Below are 19,271 nucleotides of genomic sequence, written 5' to 3' on the forward strand. Positions count from 1 at the left end.
CCTGATGGAACCATTTGAAATATCTGACTTGAATGCGAGTTTCTCGATACGAGTGGCTCAGAATCAGCAGCGGTTAGCTGAGAATATGTTGAGCGCATACGACTTTGTGGTCTGTGGAGCTGGCAGTGCCGGTTCGGTCATAGCTCGACGACTTGCAGAGAATGAGAACGTGAAGGTACTGCTGCTGGAAGCGGGAGGAACTGATGATTTGCCTTCCTGCACAAATCCCAATCTGTGGCCGTCGACTCTCAAATCAGATCTCGCCTGGCAGTTTGAAACACAGCCAGAAAAGCATCTTCTAGGGCGCACCCTCCCATACCCAATGGGCAAGGTCCTTGGTGGAGGTTCCAGCATCAACGCGTGTGTATGGCTAGTAGGCCACAAGAGTGACTGGGACTTCTTCGCAGAATGTACCGGGGATCCGGCCTGGAGCCACGAAGCTGTCCGCAAACTATATCACCGGATCGAGGACTGGCGCGGAGAAGCCGATATTGATTACCGCGGACACAAGGGGCAGGTTTATATAACTCCCAATTCCAACGCACCTCTAGCACCCGCCTTTCTCGAAGCAGCAGTGGCTGCCGGAATCCCACAATTCGACTCACAGAATGGTCCTTTGATGGAATCCGCTGGCGGTTGCTCGATAGCCGAATTGAATGCGCGTGATGGAAGCCGCCAGTCCATCTTTCGCTCTTACACCTATCCCATGATGGACCGTCCCAATCTGACCGTACTGACAAGGGCAATCGTCACGAAGATCCTCTTCTCTGACAACAAGGCAACAGGTGTGGAATTCATTCATCTGGGGAAAGTAGTCACTGTACAAGTGGGTGTAGAGGTTGTGGTGTCATCTGGAGCAATACAAACTCCAAAGCTGCTGATGCAGTCCGGAATTGGTCCACGCGACCAGCTCGTCCGCTTTGGTATACCTGTCATGAATCACCTGCCCGGTGTTGGCCAGAACCTCCAGGACCATCCGTTATCGGGTTGCCTCTGGGAAGCGCCGGAGGCCCCCAAATCGACTTCTGTGTTGACCCAGGCTATTGCCCTGTGGAAGAGCGCTCCTGAGAAACTTGCGCCGGACGTAGCTGCGTACCTGATTGCACGTCCTCTTGCCACCGAGAATGGAGGAGGTAGACCAAAGAATATGATCTGGGGAATTCGGTCAGCCGTGCTTCAGCCTCGAAGCCGGGGCCAACTGCTCTTGACCGGTCCGCATGCCACGGACGGCATGCGTATCGAGCCAAACCTCTTATCCGATCCCATGGACAGGATTGCTGCCCTCACCGCCCTCAAGTTCTGTCGCGAATTAGGAAACTCACCTTCGATGCGAGCATTCTCTGGTTGCGAACTGGAACCCGGGAAGCTCGACGATACAGGCATGGAAGACTATCTCCAACGTACCGTACAAACTTTCTGGCACCAGAGTTCCACGGCAAAGATGGGTAAGGACGACATGTCGGTAGTCGGAGGTGACTTGTTGGTACATGGAATGCAGAGACTTCGAATTGCCGATGCTTCGGTGCTTCCCCGGATCACCACAGGCAACACGATGGCACCTTCCGTGGTGATTGGAGAGCGCGCAAGCGACGCCATACGAAGCTGCCATGGCGTATAACGTTTCGGATACAGCAATCACAATTGTCCTTCCGCGATAGTATTTGGATCGGCTTTTTTATTCTGTCTATCCCTTGAAAGGGTCAAATTGCTAGTCAGGCTTGCTGTCCTCTCTTGCTGTCGAGCAAAATAAGGTGCAGAAGCTTCTCCTGCCCACTCCAACGACCTTGGAACGTGCAGAAGAGCTTCTAGGCATCAGGCACAAAGCTCTGGCCTCATCAACATATTATCCATCCCTGCCTCGCGTCCTTCGGAACATCGTTTACAGTGCTGAGAAGACATGGATTATCTTTCTCGGTTTCGGTAATGGTTCGAATATTGGTCTACAGGCAATACGCTCAAAAGGTAAAAATGTAAAGCCTGTGCCCTGGCTATCCAAGTTCAGGCTTCCCTTAGACAGTGAATACTATCGGGAAGCTGCCTGCGCTGCCTTTTCGATGATCGCCGCGACCTCTTTGGGATGCGACTCGTACACAGAGTGGCTCGCACCGGCGATCTCCAATGTATGGCTATTGGCTCGCTTAGCGTACCAGCGCTCGAGCTTCGGATTGATAATCCGGTCGGCGCCAGCAACGATCATCCAACTCGGCTTACTGCGCCACGCTGGCGTCGTGACGATGCCAGCAAAGTTCGAAATTGAAGTCAATATTTGCGAGTTCGCCTCAAACTGAGCTTGAGCCAGAGGAAGGTCCGCAGCGAAGTATGAAGCGAAGGCGGTCTGATCGAGATAGTTGAAGTCGTCAGCTGTGGACTTGATGAATCGAGATTTAGCTAGATCACTAGGAAATTTCTTGCCATCCGCCGATTCACTCTCCCCGACATCGGGCATATGGGCCGCGACATAGACTAGGCTCACCACGTGGGAATCGGCACCAGCTTGCGAAATCACACTTCCCCCATAGCTATGACCGACCAGCACCGTTGGCCCAGATTGCATAGCAAGAATGCGTCGCGTCGCGGCTACATCGGACTCGAATGAAGTAAGAGGTTCCTGCACGACGAAAACCTTATACCCATCTTTGACAAGAATATCGTAAACCGGCTTCCATCCGGACCCGTCGACCCAGGCACCATGCACGAGGACAATATTCTTTACAGGAACGTTCTGCGCGAACACAGGCTTAACTTCCGACAGAGCGATGAACGCGAGTAATCCCGCCGCAAATGTTGAGACTTGTTTCACCACTGTGGTTCCTCCAAATGATATTGATCGCGGAAGCTATGGGCTCTGGAATAAGTCAGACTTCACCATACGGATCGTATAAGCATCATGGAGACGTGGTTTGTAAGCGATGTAGATCGCTTATGCCATTCTCGACGCTACTTAGACCTCGTATTCGTCCCGTCCCGTCCGGACTCGCCATCTGCAATCACAGCTAGTGTAAGAGCAGAAAGAAAGGGAGTCTTTCGTGATCGAACCACATTTTGGATAAATGCACGATCATGAATCCTGTTGTATCGCACTCTTTCTCGGACCCTGGTGACGCAGGAATTATCCCTTGGAACCTGCCTGAAGACTGAGATAAGCCCCACGGAAAAGACGTCCCAACGGGGCGTCGGCGGCGGTATGACTAGCTACCGAGGCACTAACTTCATTTTCAGGAATCTGCACCCGCTAACCTCGTCAGCGTTTGGAAGGAACCCTCGCGGTGCTACAAATTATGACCGTGCATTTCCGCAAGTCCTGATTCGATCACGAAAGACTCTGTTCCTCCATTTTTCTACACTACTTGTATTCGCAGAGGGTAATACCTATAGGGATCCTTGAGAACGAGAGGCTGATACGCTGTTTGAGAATTGTGTAAATAATCTCTCCATCTCGCCTCACTGATAACGGGCAATCCCTCGAAGCCAATTCGTTCCAGGAACTTTGCAACGCAGGAGTCAGTCGCACGGCCTGTTCTTGAAGAACATGGAGGGATGGAGTCTTTAACGAAATCCAGAAGCAACTAAAGACAAATGGAACTCGGCGAGGGCCGTCTCTATTTTTCACCGAGACCAGCCGTAAGGTGAAGAGTACGACGTGGCAACGCCACAGCTTTTTGGAATACACAATATATACATCCTCAACCTGTCAATATGCTCTTCGAAATATCAGCTCTATTGCTAAACACTTGTTCAAAAGCTCGTCGATGATCCCGAACCAACTAGAAAGCAATGCGAGGATAAATCTTATGTTTAAGAACAGATCTTTTTCGGCCATACTGATCGCCTGTCTTTCCCTTAGCCTAAGTTCAGCGCGCGGGCAGAATCACGCCGAACCCTCCCTTCATGTAGACATTCCCGTAAAGTTAGAAAAAGCTAATGTTGTGTTCGACATCGGCCATGCCGTTTATCTTGGCGATATGCCATTTGTCATCGGAGACCTCAATTTGCTGGCCAATGATTTCCGCGATGGGAATACCAAAGGTCAGATTGTTGCCGTTCTTCATGGAGATGCTGCCTATTTCGTGCTGAATGACGAGGCTTATAACATCAACCGTCATGTTAAAACGGGTAACCCCTACGGAACACTTATCGCCGGATGGATGAAGCAGGGTGTCCAGGTTGAATTATGTGGTGCCACCGCCCAAGCCAATCATTGGGGCAATGCAGATCTAATTTCCGGAGTGAAGGTCGATACCGACGCGATGATCAGAGTTACTCAACTGGAGCAGCAGGGTTACACCCTCATTTATCAGTGATAACTGACCATATCGCCTTGCTCCTCGATGCAACCACAATTTGATTTGATAGTACAGGAGATAAATCATGAAACAATGGCACCTCGTTCCACTACTCTTAGCATTTGTTGTGCCGGCATGGGGAGTTGATAACCCTGTTCAGGCGAAGAATGGAATTATCAATGTTGCGAGCAATCACTCGGTCGACCAGACCGTCGACAAGCTCAAGGGTATTCTCCAATCGAAGGGGATCACCCTCTTCGCTGTGATCGATCACAGCGGAGAAGCTGCAAAGGTAGGCATAACGATGCCACCCACTAAACTTCTGATCTTCGGCAATCCCAAGGGAGGAACGCCTCCGATGCTTGCCGCTCCCAGCATCGCTCTTGATCTCCCGCTGAAGATTCTTGTCTGGGAGGACAGTCAGGGAAAGGTTTGGCTCTCCTACAATAGCCCCGAATACTTAAAAGAGAGACACAATTTGCCGCAAAACCTCGTGCAAAATATCTCTGCCGTCAAAGCGCTGGCTGATAGCGCTGCAGAGTAATTACGCGGTCTGGCAACTCGACGTAGGCGCTCCAGGACAAATAATGAAGCGCATTCTCGGTCGAGGGTTCACCGTAGCGTCCCTCGCATTACTATTGTGTAGTCTTGGGCACGCACAAACGTCGGCGATGACCGAGTCTTTGCCCGAATTAGATGCTCATGTCGGTTTGAACTTAAATGTTCGCCTCGTGTTTCAGGATAAACGGACGCTGGACGATAGTGGACTCATTAGCACGGAGTTAGGGCCCAGCATTGAGTTCTACCTGAAACCGATCCGCATCCTCAGAGAGATCACACTCTTTAATCTCGACGAGACAAAATCGGTGCCCCTCACGATGTCGGTGGGCTACCGGGCACTAATCTATCCGGGCAAACCTACAACTAGTCGAGTCGAACCAGTTGTAGGAGTCCATCTGCCTTTCTGGGCACGCATATTAGTTACCGACCAGAACCGCGCCGATATCGATTGGACCGTTGGCAGTTTTGACTGGCGCTACCGCAATCGATTGACCATGGAACGCCGTTTCACAATTCACTCCTATCATCCCGGGCCTTATGCTAGCGTTGAATTCCTTCATACCAGCAGGTATGCCAAGTGGAGTAATACACGCCTCTACACAGGCTGTTTGCTGCCACTCGGCAGACACCTCGATCTCGATCCCTATTACGAACACGATAACAACACGGGACCTCGGCCCAATCAGCAGATTAACGCTGCAGGATTGATCCTCAATCTCTATTTTCCAAGACATAAGCAATGAGGCGTCTCAGCTCTCGCATGGAACGTGTTTCACTGATGACGAATCCTGCCAGTGCTGCATATCATTATGAGACTACAATTATGAAATTCTTTTGTATTTAAATGACATTTTCTTATCGCACGGTAAAGGCTTATTGATGGCTGTGAAGATCAGTGCAGTAATTGATCTACTGAATACAGACAAGGACTGAAGGACTACGGCCTGGAGAGTTGGATTGAAGACTTTGGATTGGTAGCGCTGACGGTGAACTCGGTACAGTGTCTTTCCTACGTCCCATTCGATCAGAGTCTCTTGCAGCGATTCAGGCGGCTCTAACTTTGAACGGCTTAGCCATGCTGCAGCTCCGCCATCGCGTCTTTTGCGGCAGAGATCACCAACGCGGGCTTGGTAGCAAGAAGATCCTGCGGACGCTGGTCGTTCAGGAAGCTGTTCAGGCCTGCGAACCAGAATGCGAGGCCCCAGCCGCTCTTTGTGTCCTGAAAGGCATCAAGAACCTCGCCGACGGCTGGGTACGGCTTGTAGCTCTTCTCTGGATTGAGCGCGAAGAATGGGAAGTAGTCAACGCCGTTTCTCTCAACGGTGAAGATGGTCTTATCGCGCTTCCATTTGCTCGTCTGCGCGCTCGGGTTGTTCTCGCTGTAACCAGCGAGTTTCGCGATCTCGGCTGCGCGAAGGTAGTCGCCGCTCTCCAGAATCTTAGTCATTGCCTCGACCTGCATACGCGCCTGGATCAGCGCTGAGCGGGATGGAGCCATCTCCGGCAGAAGGGCGTCGACAATCTTGGAGATCTTCTCCTGCTGCCGTAATCGGATAAGCTGCGGCAGAATCTCGCCCACGTGGCGATAAACCTCTTCGACCGCGGCGAGTTCGTGCGAATTCTCAAACGTGATGGCAAGTGCGCGACGGGTAGGCGTCTGCCGGAGGTAGTCGCCGATTTTCTTGCTTGCACCCACCATAACCCGAGGCAAGGGGGATGCGTAACGAGAGATCCTGGGATCGATGTTGATGGTGGTGTTACTACGTTTTGTGGCCACCGGTCTATACCTTGCATTGAGAGTATCAGGAAATGGTAAGCAGGGTTACAGCACCGTAGGCTTATCTTCATTTACCATTCCGATTGCTCAGTTGGCAGTTCCCTTGTCATATCAATAAAAAATAGGACTACAGAACGCCCTCACAAAGGGCCCTGTCTCTATTCCGCGTCCCCGGATGTGCTGGAAAGTCTGAAGGCTTCAGGAATCGGCTTGCAAACCCGCGTCGACAATATAGTCCGAGCGGCGATAAAGCCTCAGCGGATGAAGGCGACAAGGTAATAACCGCCTATCACTTCTTTCGGCCCGAGTCCCAGCCCTGAATATCGAAACTCAGCCTTATGGTCTCTGGATACACAAGGATTTCACCATCTCGAGACGTTACACCTTGTCATTACCCTGAAATTTTATGCCTTCGTACCAGCCCGCATCGCCATCATTGTTGAACGGTGGCAAATGTTGGTGAGCAGCCGTGGTCAACAATGGTGTACAGGTTCAACTTTTAGTCCAAATTAGCGAATGTAAACGGAAATACCTCTTATCCAATCGGGAATGTCGCGAGATGAACCGCAATAACGAACTTGACCCACTCGTCCGTCATGCGGTTGATGCTTGCACACCCATCGATTGACGGCATCAAACGACACACTAAGGCCTTTCTATTATTTTCGACCGTTGAATCATCGTTGAGAACGGAAGCGTTGATTTCGAATCCGTTTCTAACCGCAAGAGTCTCAAAAAGGTATTTATCTTGGGGAAGTGAGCTAGGTCCAATGAGGGCAGGATTGAGATGCACAAAACCCTTTCGCCTCACGATTAGGCCATCAACTCGGGTCTGAGAGGTAACGTTCGTGAACGCGTTGTCAGATACCCAGTTCTGGCCCGATCCGCCGGCAGCAGTGAGTTCCTGACTTGTCGCGACCGGGATTATCTGTGCATCACTGGCTACTGAAGCAATTTGGAGTCGAATCCCAACGTCGGGCGCGATGTCGCTCGTGTAAGTGCAGCCGTCTGCACCTGATTGCAACGTTGCTCCCGCTGGAACCACCATTGTAGCTCCAGACGCCAGATGCTGATACACATCGTATTGAAAACCCTTTGGGTCTACGTTGAAATAGTTTACGAGTTGCTGAAGCCCAAGAGGATCGTCTGTAGAAGCAGCAATGCTTGAAAATGATACTGTTCGCAGATGTGTGAGTGTAATGCCCGAGCAGGAAACCTCACCGCGATTCATCGATTCGGATTCGGCCGCAAAAAGCGCTCTCGGCGGCTCTGACAAGGATGTGGAATTGACCGTCTCGGTTGATGCCACTAATCTTTGTAATGCTTGTGCCGGGATTCCCCAACTGATTCCGACTGTTCCATTCTCAAGACCACCATCCCCTACCGCGACAACTCGGTTTTGGCTATCGAGAATCGGAGCCCCGGAGAGTCCGGGTACTAGATGACCCTCAATGTTAGTAATCGGCAAACTGAGCGAAGGTGATTTGGCTGACAACAGAAGAGCCCTAACAGAGGATGGGACAATGTCATCGAGAGTACGTCCACCAAAACGTAGGCGAAGTGATGTATTACTCATCGTGGGAGCTTGAAGAGGAAACCCTAGAGCCTGAAGTTGCTCCATCACCGTTGGGGCTTGGACGCTCTCCATCAAAGGCACGGCTGGCAATGCTTCTTGAATCGTAAGCAACGCTAGATCGCCATCCTTATAGACCTTTGAGATAAATGCTTTCTTCTGGGTTGCGCGCGCTTGGTACCAAACATTGATGGTAGAGCAGCCAGATACTACATGTAGCGCGGTGACTGCAGTACTCCTATCGCGCCAAATAAACGCCGTAGCTGTTCTACCATCAAGAAGACCTGTTCCTCCAGAACAATTTACTGCCGTAATCCTGAGAACAGATGGGGCTGCAACCCTAAAATTCTGTGCTTGAGTGGGCACGAGCGTACTTGCCAAAATGAAGACTTCGCATATGATTCGAAGTCTTCGTCTTAGATGCATGTTCATTCTCATTATGGGGTGCCTCTGGGGCAAAAGAGTTGGCTCATCCCATTCATGACTGCCTCCTTCGTTGCCGGATCCATTTTGCTAATCGCCTCTGCGAGCGCGAGAAATCGTGGTCCACTATTGCGCATTGCCGCAACTCGAGCGTCTACGCCTGCAATTCTCTTAGGATCGAAATTGAAACATGGATCCACGCCAGGATCGGAAAATAGAATCGATTCAGCAGTCTGAGCTCGCTTGTCACTTTCACTCGCGGTCATTTCTCGATTCATTCGAAAAAGCAAACCCGCATTCTTATAAGCTACCCAGGCATGCGCTTCATCCTGCGTGAATCCGGCTCCAATAAGTTCATCGATCTGCGGCTTTACCGCAGTGCTGAACGTATTGTGAGTTCGCGCATAAAGCGAGAGTACGACCGAGAGGGTACACGCGACGCCAAAACCGCAAGTCTTGGCCGCGGATGCCCGCAATGTAGTCGGCAACTGGCCGCCACTCTCGCCCTTTGTGCTGAGTCCGAGAAACAGGGCTAAGGCGCCGGTGAGTGCCCCCGCTACGTTTGTTGCAATAGGAGACTGAGAAAGCCCAATCAGTGCTCCAAGGAGCAGACCAAGAGCTACGCCGGAAGCCATTTGGAGGAACATGGTCAGACCTCTAGAATGCTTGTGGATGTCCGGATCAGCATACTACGAGGGGCTACATTTGGGTGTGTTTTCTTATCACTGATGCACTCAGTAGCCGCATTGGGCTAGAGTTACAACTTGGGTTCGATAACACTTCACTGGATTCTCACTCCTATATGGAGACTTTGTTCCTTGCGCTTGCATCTGTAAGTCTGTGCCCTCCACGTTTAGCGCTCTCATTAATCCTTCCTGACAACTAGCGAACGATTAGCTAGTTTGCGGATACCTTTAACAGACCACGATACGTTAGGTAACCCCTGCTACCGAGTTCGTTGATTAAGCTCGTAGCTTCCGCTGTAAGCTCAGCGTTACCCAATCCAAGGATCGTCCTGAGGATGTTACTCAAATCGACAGTCCACAGGTCCACGTATTCGCGTTCCGTGAGCACGATGACCCGCGTGCAATAGAGAACAAGGCTTGGATAAACTTCAGCCAACCTCGAAAGCCGTGACAACGCTTCGAAAGCGGGTTCATAGCGGCCCCCCGCCAGCACAAGGCTTGAATGCAATCGGTCTAGAGCCCACGCGTCGTCGAAATACGATGTATTGAACCACCAGCCAAAATTCGCAAACACCTTGCTATCTTTCCTGGCATTGTCTGAGGTCAGGATGTAATCCCAAAGCATCTGTAAGCGGGCTACGATCTCCTCTGCTACCGGCTCCTGCGTTTCCGACAAGGAGCGCCCGACGTAAACGATCATCGATTTTAAGGCGCCATCGCTGGCAGTTGCGAGAAAGTCGCTAAGAACAGAACTTTCAGTCAAGTCGAGCATCCCCCACCAGTACAGTTGAACCAAGTGATGGCTCAGCATCGAACTTGGACGATCCAATAGGTGACTCCTTAACACACGCAGGGCCCCGATGTACGTGGGCCCTGCGTAGATTGTTTTGGCGATTATTTAAGCTGGCAGTTAGCTGTTATTCAGGATTGTTTGCACCGTTAAAGTGGGGTAGGCCGAGTATAGGTTGCTCTTTTCGTTGTGAGCATCGACCCACTTTTCGAAGGCCTCGATATGGCTTTCCACGGGCAAGGGTGGGGGATCCACGACGAAGGAGAGCAGCTTGTCGAAGACCGGGCCCATCTGGTTAACGAAGTCTTGAATGTACTGGTCGAAAGTGCCGTCGTACTCGGTCAGGACCCACAGAGTCTGTGAGTTCCCCAAGAGGAACCCAGAGTCTGGAAGAAAACGCGCAAAATGTACTGTTCCTACTGCATTCAATCCGTTATTGATTGCCTTGGAATTCTCTGGGTCGGCCAAATAACCAATAATTTCCAGGTTTTTTCCCTTGGTTATGGTCAACCTCAAATTGAGGGGGCTCTGAACTTGGGGGTGCTCGACATATTTCCCCTCTTTCTCTATCTTGAATGTTCGATTTAGATGACTGAACGCTAACCTAAACGCTCAGTGAAAAAACTATACGCAAGATTTGCGGAGGAGTCTTAGAAATTTCTGATTAATAAGAAACTTCATCAAAGGTCGCAGTGGAGACACATGTTCCTATGAGACGCACAGTGGAACTGACCTCGGTGTAACGATGAAGAGGATTCAGACATGCCAACCGTTCCGTACGGTTCTTCTCGAACGAGCTTGATTCTGGTTGCGCATGATCGGCCTGCCAGATCGCGTTCGGTTTCGAAGCCTCACGCCGGTGACCGAACCAGAAGAATCTCCCAGAGCATCGGCATTGTTGTGACGTTGAGCCCCGAGATGCCACTTGAATGCTCGTCCTCCTGACCGGAGAGCGAGCATTCAAGCGATACACCTTCGTTACTGCGGCAGGATGGAGCTGAGAGGAATGGCCGAGGACTGGATACCGTAGGCGTTGCCATTCGGGTGAAAGTTATCTCCGGAGACGTAACTGGGTATCAAGAAGTCGGGATGTGCCGGGTCGGCGAGCACTTGGTCAAAGTCTGCGATGGAGATGACTCCAGGCAAGGTTGGGCCGATGGTACGGATCCACGTATTAAGAGTGCGGCGTTGCGTAGAACCGGAGTTCTCAGGCCCAGGATTGAGATCCCCAAGATACGGATCGGCAGATGTTGGCACATATCCGGCTTCGCTCACGCAGTATTCCGAGGGCGGTAGAGTGGCGAGGATCACGCGGACGCCAGCTGTGTTAGCCTGCTGGACCATGTTGGAGAGCGAAGCTTCTACGTTCGTGGCCGAGACACAATCGGAGCGAAGATCTATTCCTCCAAAATAGATGACAACGGTCTTGATGCCAGCTTGTTGCAGCACGTCCCGCTGCATGCGGTCGATCCCAGCGATGGCAACTCCAGCGGCGGTCGATGCATCTTCCCCGGCTGGGTCACCGATCGCGCCTGCGTTTAGCACTCCCATTCGGTAACCTGCGGCAAGAAGCTGCCTGGCCAGCCAGTCGGAAGGACGATCGTTGTCCTGTCCGGCGACAGGGAGGTTATAGGTTGGATAGCTATTCGTATTGCCATAGTTCGAATTGTGGCCATCGACCGATGAGCTTCCGAAGATAGCCACCGTTCCCTGATAGGAGCCGTACACGTCCATTCCGGTCAGCATGAACCACCAGGCAATGCTGTTGTTGATATAGGCAGCACCGCTCGCATCGGTTGTGATGTCGCCGCCGCTTGCGGCTGATGCAAAGTTGTTCTGGACCTCGGCGCTGTGCTCGGTCAAGGGGGGGAAGACCCCCTTGACGTAGGCGCTAACAGCCAGCTTCTCTCCATAGGTGTAGGTGATCTTCACGGGGTCCGAAACAACCTCCTGTCCAACGGCCAGTGTCACGGATGTGCTGCCATTGAAGGTGAGTGCTGCGTCACGAGTGGTGTCGATGGAGGGACCTACACCTACAGCGGCAGCCAGCCGTGCGGCTCCGATCGTCACGGGCTGTTTACTCAGAAGGTTCGAGAAGTGAATACGCTCTTCGGTGCCATCGATCGTGGGAAGGATGATAAAGCGGAAAGTCTGGTCGGATCCGCCAGGGTTTCCGATCGATTCTGTCGCGTCCTCTGGAGATGCGCCCCAACCGACGACCCACTGCTTCGGCAAAGCAGTTTCTGTGGGTGTGGTCTGCTGCAAAGAATGCGAACAGCCAGTCAGCAAGGGCAAGAATGCTGCAAGGCCAACAGCAGAAACACACAAAACCTTCTCAAAAAAGCCTTTTCGCGGCTTGGTGAACATACTTGTAGAACGCGTAGTTCAGTATAAAGTTGCGCTGTCATGGAGTAATGTGTCGCTTAAATTCAGCATAGCTGTGCACTTCCAGCCCACTGGGTGTCTCCTTTGCCGGTAAAAAGCTCAATGGAATAGGCTGGGCTTTTGCCTGATATCCACGCTGTTCCTATAGTCTTCGCTGTCGTACTCTGGCGGCAGAGACGCTGTACCGAACCCTGGTGTTCGGTTTTAGATCGAATTGGTACCCGCCTCTAGACCTGGTTCTTCATCCAGACCTTGGATTGAACCGTCCTCATGCGGATACGGCGCTGATTCGCAGCCGCTGCGGGATTTGCCGCAGCGTTCGTCGTTGAACCCGGTGCGTAGTTGACGGAGGGATCTTCCGCCGTCTGCTCTTTGGGGACTTCGATGCGATTCATGCGCGCATAGTTCGGAACGGCCAGCATGGGCGTGCCGTCCTGCCACTTGCCGCTCATCGCCATCACGCCGCCAAGCAGGTCGGGCCTCCATTCCATCTTGAGTGGCGCATCGCTCAGGGCTTGATCGAGATTGTGCTGGTCTGCGGTCTCCACGTTGTAGACGAGGGGGCCGTACTTCAGCGCAACCAGATCGACGTCGGCCTTGATGCGGCTGTCTGCTTTGACGCGCTGCGGTTCCATCGGCAGCTCCAGATCGATGCGGTCGCCGGCCTTCCATTCACGCGTGACGACGGCATAGCCCTTTTCGATACGCGGCTTTACCTCGCGATCGTTGACGGAGAAGCTCTTCATCCCGCTGACCGCCGGCGTCTCCGTGTAGAGCTCGCTGGTGTTGCGGTCAGGGATGCGCACGTACACCGAGAAGGTCCTGGCTTCCTCTGGATTGACCGTGATGCCTACTTTGCCGCTCCAGGGATAGTTGGTCTTCTGCACCATCTCCACGTTCGTGCCCGCTACCTTGCCGACGTTGATCCGGCTGCCTACGAACATGTTTACGTAGAGACCCTTATTGCCCTTCACGTAGCTCCAGGTCGGCATCATGAGCAGTGTGCGGGGAATGTTGCCGACGCAGCACGGGCAAACATGCCAGGGGGTGCGCAGGGTATTGGTGAGCGGATTGGTGTAGGCAAAGTTCTTGCCTGCCAGATCCACGCCGCCCAGCAGAGCGTTGTACATCGTTTGCTCGTAGAGGTCGGCAAAGCGGGCGTCGTGATAGGCGAGGTTGAGCTTGTACTGGAAGAAGATGAGACCGCAGCTGGAGCAGGACTCGCAGTAGGCTTCGTTACGGAGCGAATAGTTCGGGCCGAACCCTTCGGAGGTTTCACCGCTGCCGATACCGCCGGTCAGATAGTACTTCCGGTTGACCATGTTGTCCCAGAGCGAGATCACTGCACTCTGGTAGTCCTTGTCACCGGTCTCAGCCGCGATGTCCGCCATGCCGGAGTAGAAGTAGGTGGCGCGCACGGCGTGGCCTACGGCCTCGTACTGCTGGCCCGGAGGCAGATGGCTCTGGTCGTACTCCTGTCCACCGCGGCGGGAGTCGAGAAGGAACTTGGCGAGCTTGATGTACGAGTCTCCGCGGCCATTACCTTCCATATCGTTGACGAAGCGACCGAAGCGAACGAGCGCCTGCTCCATCTCCTGGTGACCGTCGAACCAGGCTTTCTTTCCGGGGCCGAGGTTCGCCACCCAGCAGTCGGCGAGTTTCTTGGCAGCGTCATAGAGGCGCAAGTCCTGTCCATCGGTCAGCGTGTAGTGGTTGATCGCGGATTCGATGAAGTAACCGGAGACGTAGCCTTCATGGTTGCCACGTTGAGCGGGCGACCAGCGTTCCGGCCAGCGGCTGCGGTCCGCCAGCGTGTAAGCGGTTTGCAGATAGCCGTCGGGTTCGCGTGCGGCGAGGATGATGGGAATCCAGCGCTCCAGCGTCTCCTTCATCCTGGCCTGGGCCGCAATGATCTCGGGATCGCCCTGCGGATCGACCATCTGCGCGATGCACATGGATTCCACCGTCTGGTGGACCCACGCATTGGCGAAGACGTAGCCCTTATGGCGAGCGTGCGGTTCGCCGCGAACAGCCTTGCCCGCTTCGATGAAGTTGTCGATGCCGCCCTGTCCCTGCGTGAGGTCGGTGCGTTCGCAATACTCGATGCAATGGGGGATCCAGCTGACGATCAGTGTCTTGGCACGCGCATTCCACAGCGGGCTATCGATCGCATACTTCTTGGTGTAGACGACATCGAGCCGATCCTTGGGTGGCGCAACCTCCGCGCGTACTTTGAGCGTGGAGTTGACCTGCTCCTGGTTGCCGTTGGCGGTCAGCTTGAGGACGTAGTCGCCCGGCGCGGAGAAGGCCGCACTGGTGTTGGGCGCAGCAGCGTCCGCAAAGAGCACATGCCCGGGACCGGCTTCCTTGGACCAGCGAGCGCTGTTGCTCCGCGCCGGCTTGAGCCAGTCTGCTGTGCCCATGAGGTACGTCTCTCCGCCGAGAACGACCGTCCGGTCGATGCCGGCGTTCACGGTTGGTGGAAAGTCGGGAACAGGACCCGAGCTAAGCACCTGCCACTCGAGGATGCCGGTGGAGTGCGTGCCGTCCGAGGCGATCTCAAGGCGCAGCTTGTCTGTCTCTACTTCATCGAAGGTGGTGGTGTTGAAGGTGTCTGCGGCAACGCCTAGTCCCTGGGCGTTTGCCACCGGAACGAAGTCGGTTCCGTTCCAGTAGAGAATCCGGTAGGACTTCGGTGCGCCTACCCCGCCGCGATCCATCCACCAGTAAACGTCGACCTTGTTCGTGGTGACGGGCTTGCTCCAGTCGTACTGCACCCATTGGGTATCTGTCCTGGGCCAGTTGCCGTAGGAGCCATGAACCTGATCGCGCGAATTGGCGGGGGTGTTGCCGTCGTTCAATGCGGTGAGCCTGGTGTCGCCTGAGATATAGAGGCTGGAAGGCGTGGCGACCTTTGCGAGATTGAGGGAGGTGCTGTCCTGCGCCAGGGCTTTCGACGGATGCACTGCGGTTAGCAGCGCGGTTCCCGCCACACCGGCGAGGAAGTTTCGTCTGTTCAGAAGGCTGTCGGACCCTGCGGTTTCGGGGAGGGCAACGGCCTCTTGGGCCGTCGGGCGATTCATCAAACTGTTGGAGAGTTTGCTAGACATATTGAGAGGTGCTCCTTCGAATCTGCCGCAGGCTTTTGAGTATACGTTTTCTTTGTATGCGACAACGTATACGAAACTGTGAACAATCCTACATCGGCTGAGAGGAAAGTGTCCAGGTTTCCCTGTGACCTATTGCCAAAATTCTTTGGCTCTGGAGTCGAAGGGTTGCAAACAGTTCGTTGAAACACATACCGGAAGGGCAGGGTCTCTCGCTTGCACCGTGCAAACGTTTTGCTGTGGCAAGAATCGGAAGGGCATGGCTTCAGCCATGCCACAAATAGCAGGCCAAAGCCCTACACCTCTCTGCCGAAGGCTGAAGTGAAGCCCGCAGGGCGCAACGACTGAATTGCCTTCTTTTGCAGTGGGCGAAACAAGCCGCCCCAGCCACGAATACAGCTTGGTGAACCTTGTATGGTCTTGGCCGCACCGAGGAAAGCAATTCAGTCGCTCCGGCTACGCCTTCGCTCCAGCCTTCGGCAGAGAGGAAGGAAATTGCGCGCAACTTCTTCGGCCCGGCTGAAGCCGGGCCCTTCCGGATCTTGCCTCAAGAAGCTGTTTGCACGGCTCAATCTTCAATTCGAATGGCCGTTGAGTGGCACCCTTACGGCTGCTGCAGCTTTCCGTCCACAAGACGCCAGACCTGCAGGGGATTGGTATCCTGAAGTGACTCGGGCAGCAGGGACGCCGGAAAATCCTGATAGCAGACAGGACGCAGGAATCGTTCGATTGCCATCGCCCCAACAGAGGTAACGCGGCTATCGGAGGTCGCGGGAGAGGGGCCGCCGTGCACCATCGCATAGCTGACCTCGACTCCGGTCGGGAAGCCATTGACGAGAATGCGGCCGGCCTTGCGTTCGAGGATCGGCACCAGCGTCCGTGCGAGAGCCGTATCGGCTGCTTCGAGATGAAGCGTCGCCGTGAGCTGCCCGTTCAGGTGGTTTGCAACGGCCACCAACTCATCCGTGCTGCTGCATTCGATCAGCAGGCCCGCAGGTCCGAAGACCTCTTCGAGAAGGTGCGGAGACTGAAGAAAGTAGTTCGCCTTCGTGCTGAAGAGCTTTGGCTGGCCCGCGGTTGCCTCTGGCGCGGGCGCAGCGCCGCTGGAAAGAGCCTGCAGGCCGCTGTCTTTCGACCACTCGTCGGTGCCGTGGCAGTAGGCACGATGAATGCCCGTGTTGAGCATGGTGGTCGCGGCCTTGGCCTCGATGGAGGATTGCGCGGCTGTTCGGAAGCGGTCGAAGTCCGGGCCCGCGAGACCGATGACGATACCGGGTTTGGTGCAGAACTGACCGGTGCCCATCGTGAGGGAGTCGATGAAGCCCTGCGCGATGGTCTCCGCGCGCTGCGTGAGAGCGCCGGGTAGAAGAAAGACCGGGTTGATGCTGCTCATCTCGGCATAGACAGGGATGGGGACTTCGCGGCTGGCGGCCAGTGCGACGAGAATGCGCCCGACGCGCCGCGAGCCGGTGAAGCCGACAGCCTGGATCGCTGGATGTTGCACGAGCGCCGTTCCTACTTCGTTGTTGCCGCTGTCAATGAGGAGAGAGAAGACGCCTTCGGGAAGTCCGCTGTCGGCTGCGGCCTTTTGAATGACACGGCCGACAAGTTCGGAGGTTCCAAGATGAGAAGGATGGGCCTTGGCGACGACGGGACAACCTGCGGCCAGTGCGGAAGCCGTATCTCCTCCGGCAACCGAGAACGCGAGCGGGAAGTTGCTGGCGCCAAAGACAGCGACTGGGCCCAGGGGAATCTTCTGGGCGCGCAGATCGGCGCGTGGGAGTGGCTTGCGCTCGGGAAGAGGCGTGTCGAGTGTCGCGCTCAGAAAGCGGCCCTCGCGCGCCAGCGAAGCAAAGAGCCGAAGCTGTCCAGCGGTGCGGGCGCGTTCTCCTTCGACACGAGGCCGCGGAAGACCCGACTCAGCCATCACGCGCTCGACGAGCACATCGCCGAGATCGACGATGCCTTGCGCAATGGCTTCCAGAAACTGTGCGCGCTGCTTCAGGCTTGTGGCCCGGTACGTATCAAAGGCCGCGGCAGCCAGGGTGCAGGCTGCGTCGACATCGCCGGCGGAGCCGCCACTGAAGGCGGGCTCCATCTCTGCGCCCGTCGAGGGGTTTATTGCACGAAGCTTGCCTACCATTCCGGGAACGGCGTGCGCGCCGATCAACATTTCACCAGTCAACTGCATCTGTAACTCCTGAACTTCTATGAATATCTGTTAGCGAAGCTGCCGGCGCAGTTCGCGCAGGCGCGTGTCCGCGTCAATGACGATCAACTCGATACCGGCGATCTCCGCAAAGTCTTCAAGGTGCTCCGTCGTAAGCGCCTGGCTGAAGCCGGTGTGATGCGCCCCTCCAGCATAGATCCAGGCAGCGGCGGCTACCTTGAGGCTTGGCTTCGGCAGCCATACTGCGCGTGCAACAGGGAGCTTCGGCAACACCTCTTCTGGTGGGACGACATCGACCTCATTAACGATTAATCGGAAGCCTTCGCTCATCTCGACGAGAGTCGCTACGACAGCAGGCCCGCTGGGTGCTGTGAAGACGAGACGCGCAGGATCAGCCTTGCCGCCGATGCCGAGTGGATGGACCTCGAGCGACGGCTTGCCCGCAGCGATAGAAGGGCAGATCTCCAGCATGTGCGAGCCGAGGACCTTCGGCGTTCCGCTGAAGTCGTAGGTGTAGTCCTCCATGAAGGAGGTTCCGCCCTGCATGCCGAGAGCCATCACCTTCATCGTGCGTACCAGGGCGGCTGTCTTCCAGTCGCCTTCTCCCGCAAAGCCGTAGCCGTCTGCCATAAGGCGCTGGGCTGCGATACCGGGAAGCTGATCCATGCCGTGGAGGTCCTGGAAGGTGTCGGTAAAGGCGCCGAAGCCGCCTTCTTCGAGGAACGCCCGCAGGCCGAGCTCGATCTTCGCGGCGTTGCGCAGGGAATCAGGGCGATCGTGGGCCTTGGTGATGGTGTAGGCCTCGTGATATTCGGCGACGAGCTTGTCGACCTCGGCGTCGCTGAACTGATTCATGCGTTCGACGAGATCGCCGACGCCGTATCCGTTCACGCTGTAACCCAGCTGCATCTCCGCGGAGACTTTGTTGCCATCGGTGACGGCGACGTCACGCATGTTGTCGCCGAAGCGTGCGACCTTGAGGGTCTGCGATTCGTTCCAGCCTGCCGCGGCGCGGGTCCACGCGGCGATCTCCGACACGGTACCCGCGTCCTGCCAGAAGCCGACCACGACTTTGCGCGGCAGTCGCAGACGGGCGGTGATGAAGCCGAACTCGCGGTCGCCGTGCGCGGCCTGGTTCAGGTTCATGAAGTCCATGTCGATCGTGGCCCAGGGAAGCTCGCGATTGAACTGCGTGTGCAGATGCAGGAACGGCTTGGCCAGCGACTTGAGCCCGGCAATCCACATCTTTGCCGGGGAGAACGTGTGCATCCAGAGCACGAGGCTGATGCAGTTTTTGGCGTTGTTGGCTTCACGGCAGAGCTCGCGAATCTGGTCGCTCGTGGTCATCACCGGCTTGAAGACGATGGTGACCGGGATGGCGCTTTCGGCATTGAGAGAAGCGGCGATCTTCTGCGAGTTTTCCGCAACCTTCGCGAGCGCTTCGGCTCCGTAAAGATGCTGGCTTCCTGTAACGAACCAGACTTCGAGATGGCTGAGATTCATCTTGAACTTCCTT

Annotated in this window: 14 protein-coding genes; 4 read left to right on the forward strand and 10 right to left on the reverse strand. The window is 54.8% G+C overall.

The genetic code is table 11. The features are described 5' to 3' along the window. Positions 1 to 85: 85 nt before the first annotated feature. Positions 86 to 1,618: a GMC family oxidoreductase gene (locus tag HDF15_RS06730; RefSeq protein WP_409254865.1), complete on the forward strand. Its 1,533-nt coding sequence runs from the start codon at positions 86 to 88 to the stop codon at positions 1,616 to 1,618. Between the two features lie 405 nt (positions 1,619 to 2,023). On the opposite strand, the gene HDF15_RS06735 is transcribed toward HDF15_RS06730, so the two are convergent. Beyond that, positions 2,024 to 2,800, reverse strand: coding sequence for an alpha/beta hydrolase (locus HDF15_RS06735; RefSeq protein ID WP_184253952.1), 777 nt, complete (start codon positions 2,798 to 2,800; stop codon positions 2,024 to 2,026). A 991-nt stretch (positions 2,801 to 3,791) separates the two neighbouring features. On the opposite strand from HDF15_RS06735, the gene HDF15_RS06740 reads away from it, so the two are divergent. The 3 genes from HDF15_RS06740 to HDF15_RS06750 all read left to right on the forward strand — a co-directional run bounded on the left by HDF15_RS06740 (position 3,792) and on the right by HDF15_RS06750 (position 5,587). Further along, entirely contained in the window at positions 3,792 to 4,301 is a 510-nt protein-coding gene (locus HDF15_RS06740) for a DsrE family protein (protein ID WP_221314311.1), read from the forward strand. 67 nt (positions 4,302 to 4,368) lie between these two features. Then, positions 4,369 to 4,827 (forward strand): DUF302 domain-containing protein, encoded by a 459-nt coding sequence (locus tag HDF15_RS06745; protein WP_184253954.1) that lies wholly within the window; start codon positions 4,369 to 4,371, stop codon positions 4,825 to 4,827. 43 nt (positions 4,828 to 4,870) lie between these two features. Then, a complete protein-coding gene (locus HDF15_RS06750; RefSeq protein ID WP_184253956.1) occupies positions 4,871 to 5,587 on the forward strand; it encodes a DUF2490 domain-containing protein in 717 nt (238 codons plus the stop codon). 326 nt (positions 5,588 to 5,913) lie between these two features. Here the strand turns inward: HDF15_RS06750 and HDF15_RS06755 are convergent, their stop codons facing one another. The 9 genes from HDF15_RS06755 to araA form a co-directional block, all read right to left on the reverse strand. Continuing rightward, the gene (locus HDF15_RS06755; protein WP_311733050.1) at positions 5,914 to 6,621 is read right to left on the reverse strand and encodes a hypothetical protein; all 708 of its coding nucleotides are present in this window, start codon (positions 6,619 to 6,621) and stop codon (positions 5,914 to 5,916) included. 535 nt (positions 6,622 to 7,156) lie between these two features. Continuing rightward, entirely contained in the window at positions 7,157 to 8,560 is a 1,404-nt protein-coding gene (locus HDF15_RS06760) for a serine protease (protein ID WP_184253958.1), read from the reverse strand. A gap of 71 nt (positions 8,561 to 8,631) precedes the next feature. Continuing rightward, a complete protein-coding gene (locus HDF15_RS06765) occupies positions 8,632 to 9,252 on the reverse strand; it encodes a hypothetical protein (protein WP_184253960.1) in 621 nt (206 codons plus the stop codon). Between the two features lie 262 nt (positions 9,253 to 9,514). Then, positions 9,515 to 10,132: a hypothetical protein gene (locus tag HDF15_RS06770; protein ID WP_184253962.1), complete on the reverse strand. Its 618-nt coding sequence runs from the start codon at positions 10,130 to 10,132 to the stop codon at positions 9,515 to 9,517. A gap of 81 nt (positions 10,133 to 10,213) precedes the next feature. Next, positions 10,214 to 10,561, reverse strand: coding sequence for a hypothetical protein (locus tag HDF15_RS06775; RefSeq protein ID WP_184253964.1), 348 nt, complete (start codon positions 10,559 to 10,561; stop codon positions 10,214 to 10,216). A gap of 510 nt (positions 10,562 to 11,071) precedes the next feature. Next, the gene (locus HDF15_RS06780; RefSeq protein WP_260330903.1) at positions 11,072 to 12,328 is read right to left on the reverse strand and encodes a GDSL-type esterase/lipase family protein; all 1,257 of its coding nucleotides are present in this window, start codon (positions 12,326 to 12,328) and stop codon (positions 11,072 to 11,074) included. Positions 12,329 to 12,705: 377 nt separating this feature from the next. Continuing rightward, entirely contained in the window at positions 12,706 to 15,588 is a 2,883-nt protein-coding gene (locus HDF15_RS06785; protein WP_184253968.1) for a beta-L-arabinofuranosidase domain-containing protein, read from the reverse strand. A gap of 601 nt (positions 15,589 to 16,189) precedes the next feature. After that, complete coding sequence (locus HDF15_RS06790; RefSeq protein ID WP_184253969.1) at positions 16,190 to 17,776, reverse strand: aldehyde dehydrogenase (NADP(+)); 1,587 nt, start codon at positions 17,774 to 17,776, stop codon at positions 16,190 to 16,192. 30 nt (positions 17,777 to 17,806) lie between these two features. After that, positions 17,807 to 19,258, reverse strand: coding sequence for an L-arabinose isomerase (gene araA, locus HDF15_RS06795; protein WP_184253970.1), 1,452 nt, complete (start codon positions 19,256 to 19,258; stop codon positions 17,807 to 17,809). Positions 19,259 to 19,271: the final 13 nt, after the last annotated feature.

This window comes from Granulicella mallensis, from assembly GCF_014203225.1.
GTDB classification, from domain to species: Bacteria; Acidobacteriota; Terriglobia; order Terriglobales; family Acidobacteriaceae; genus Granulicella; species Granulicella mallensis_A.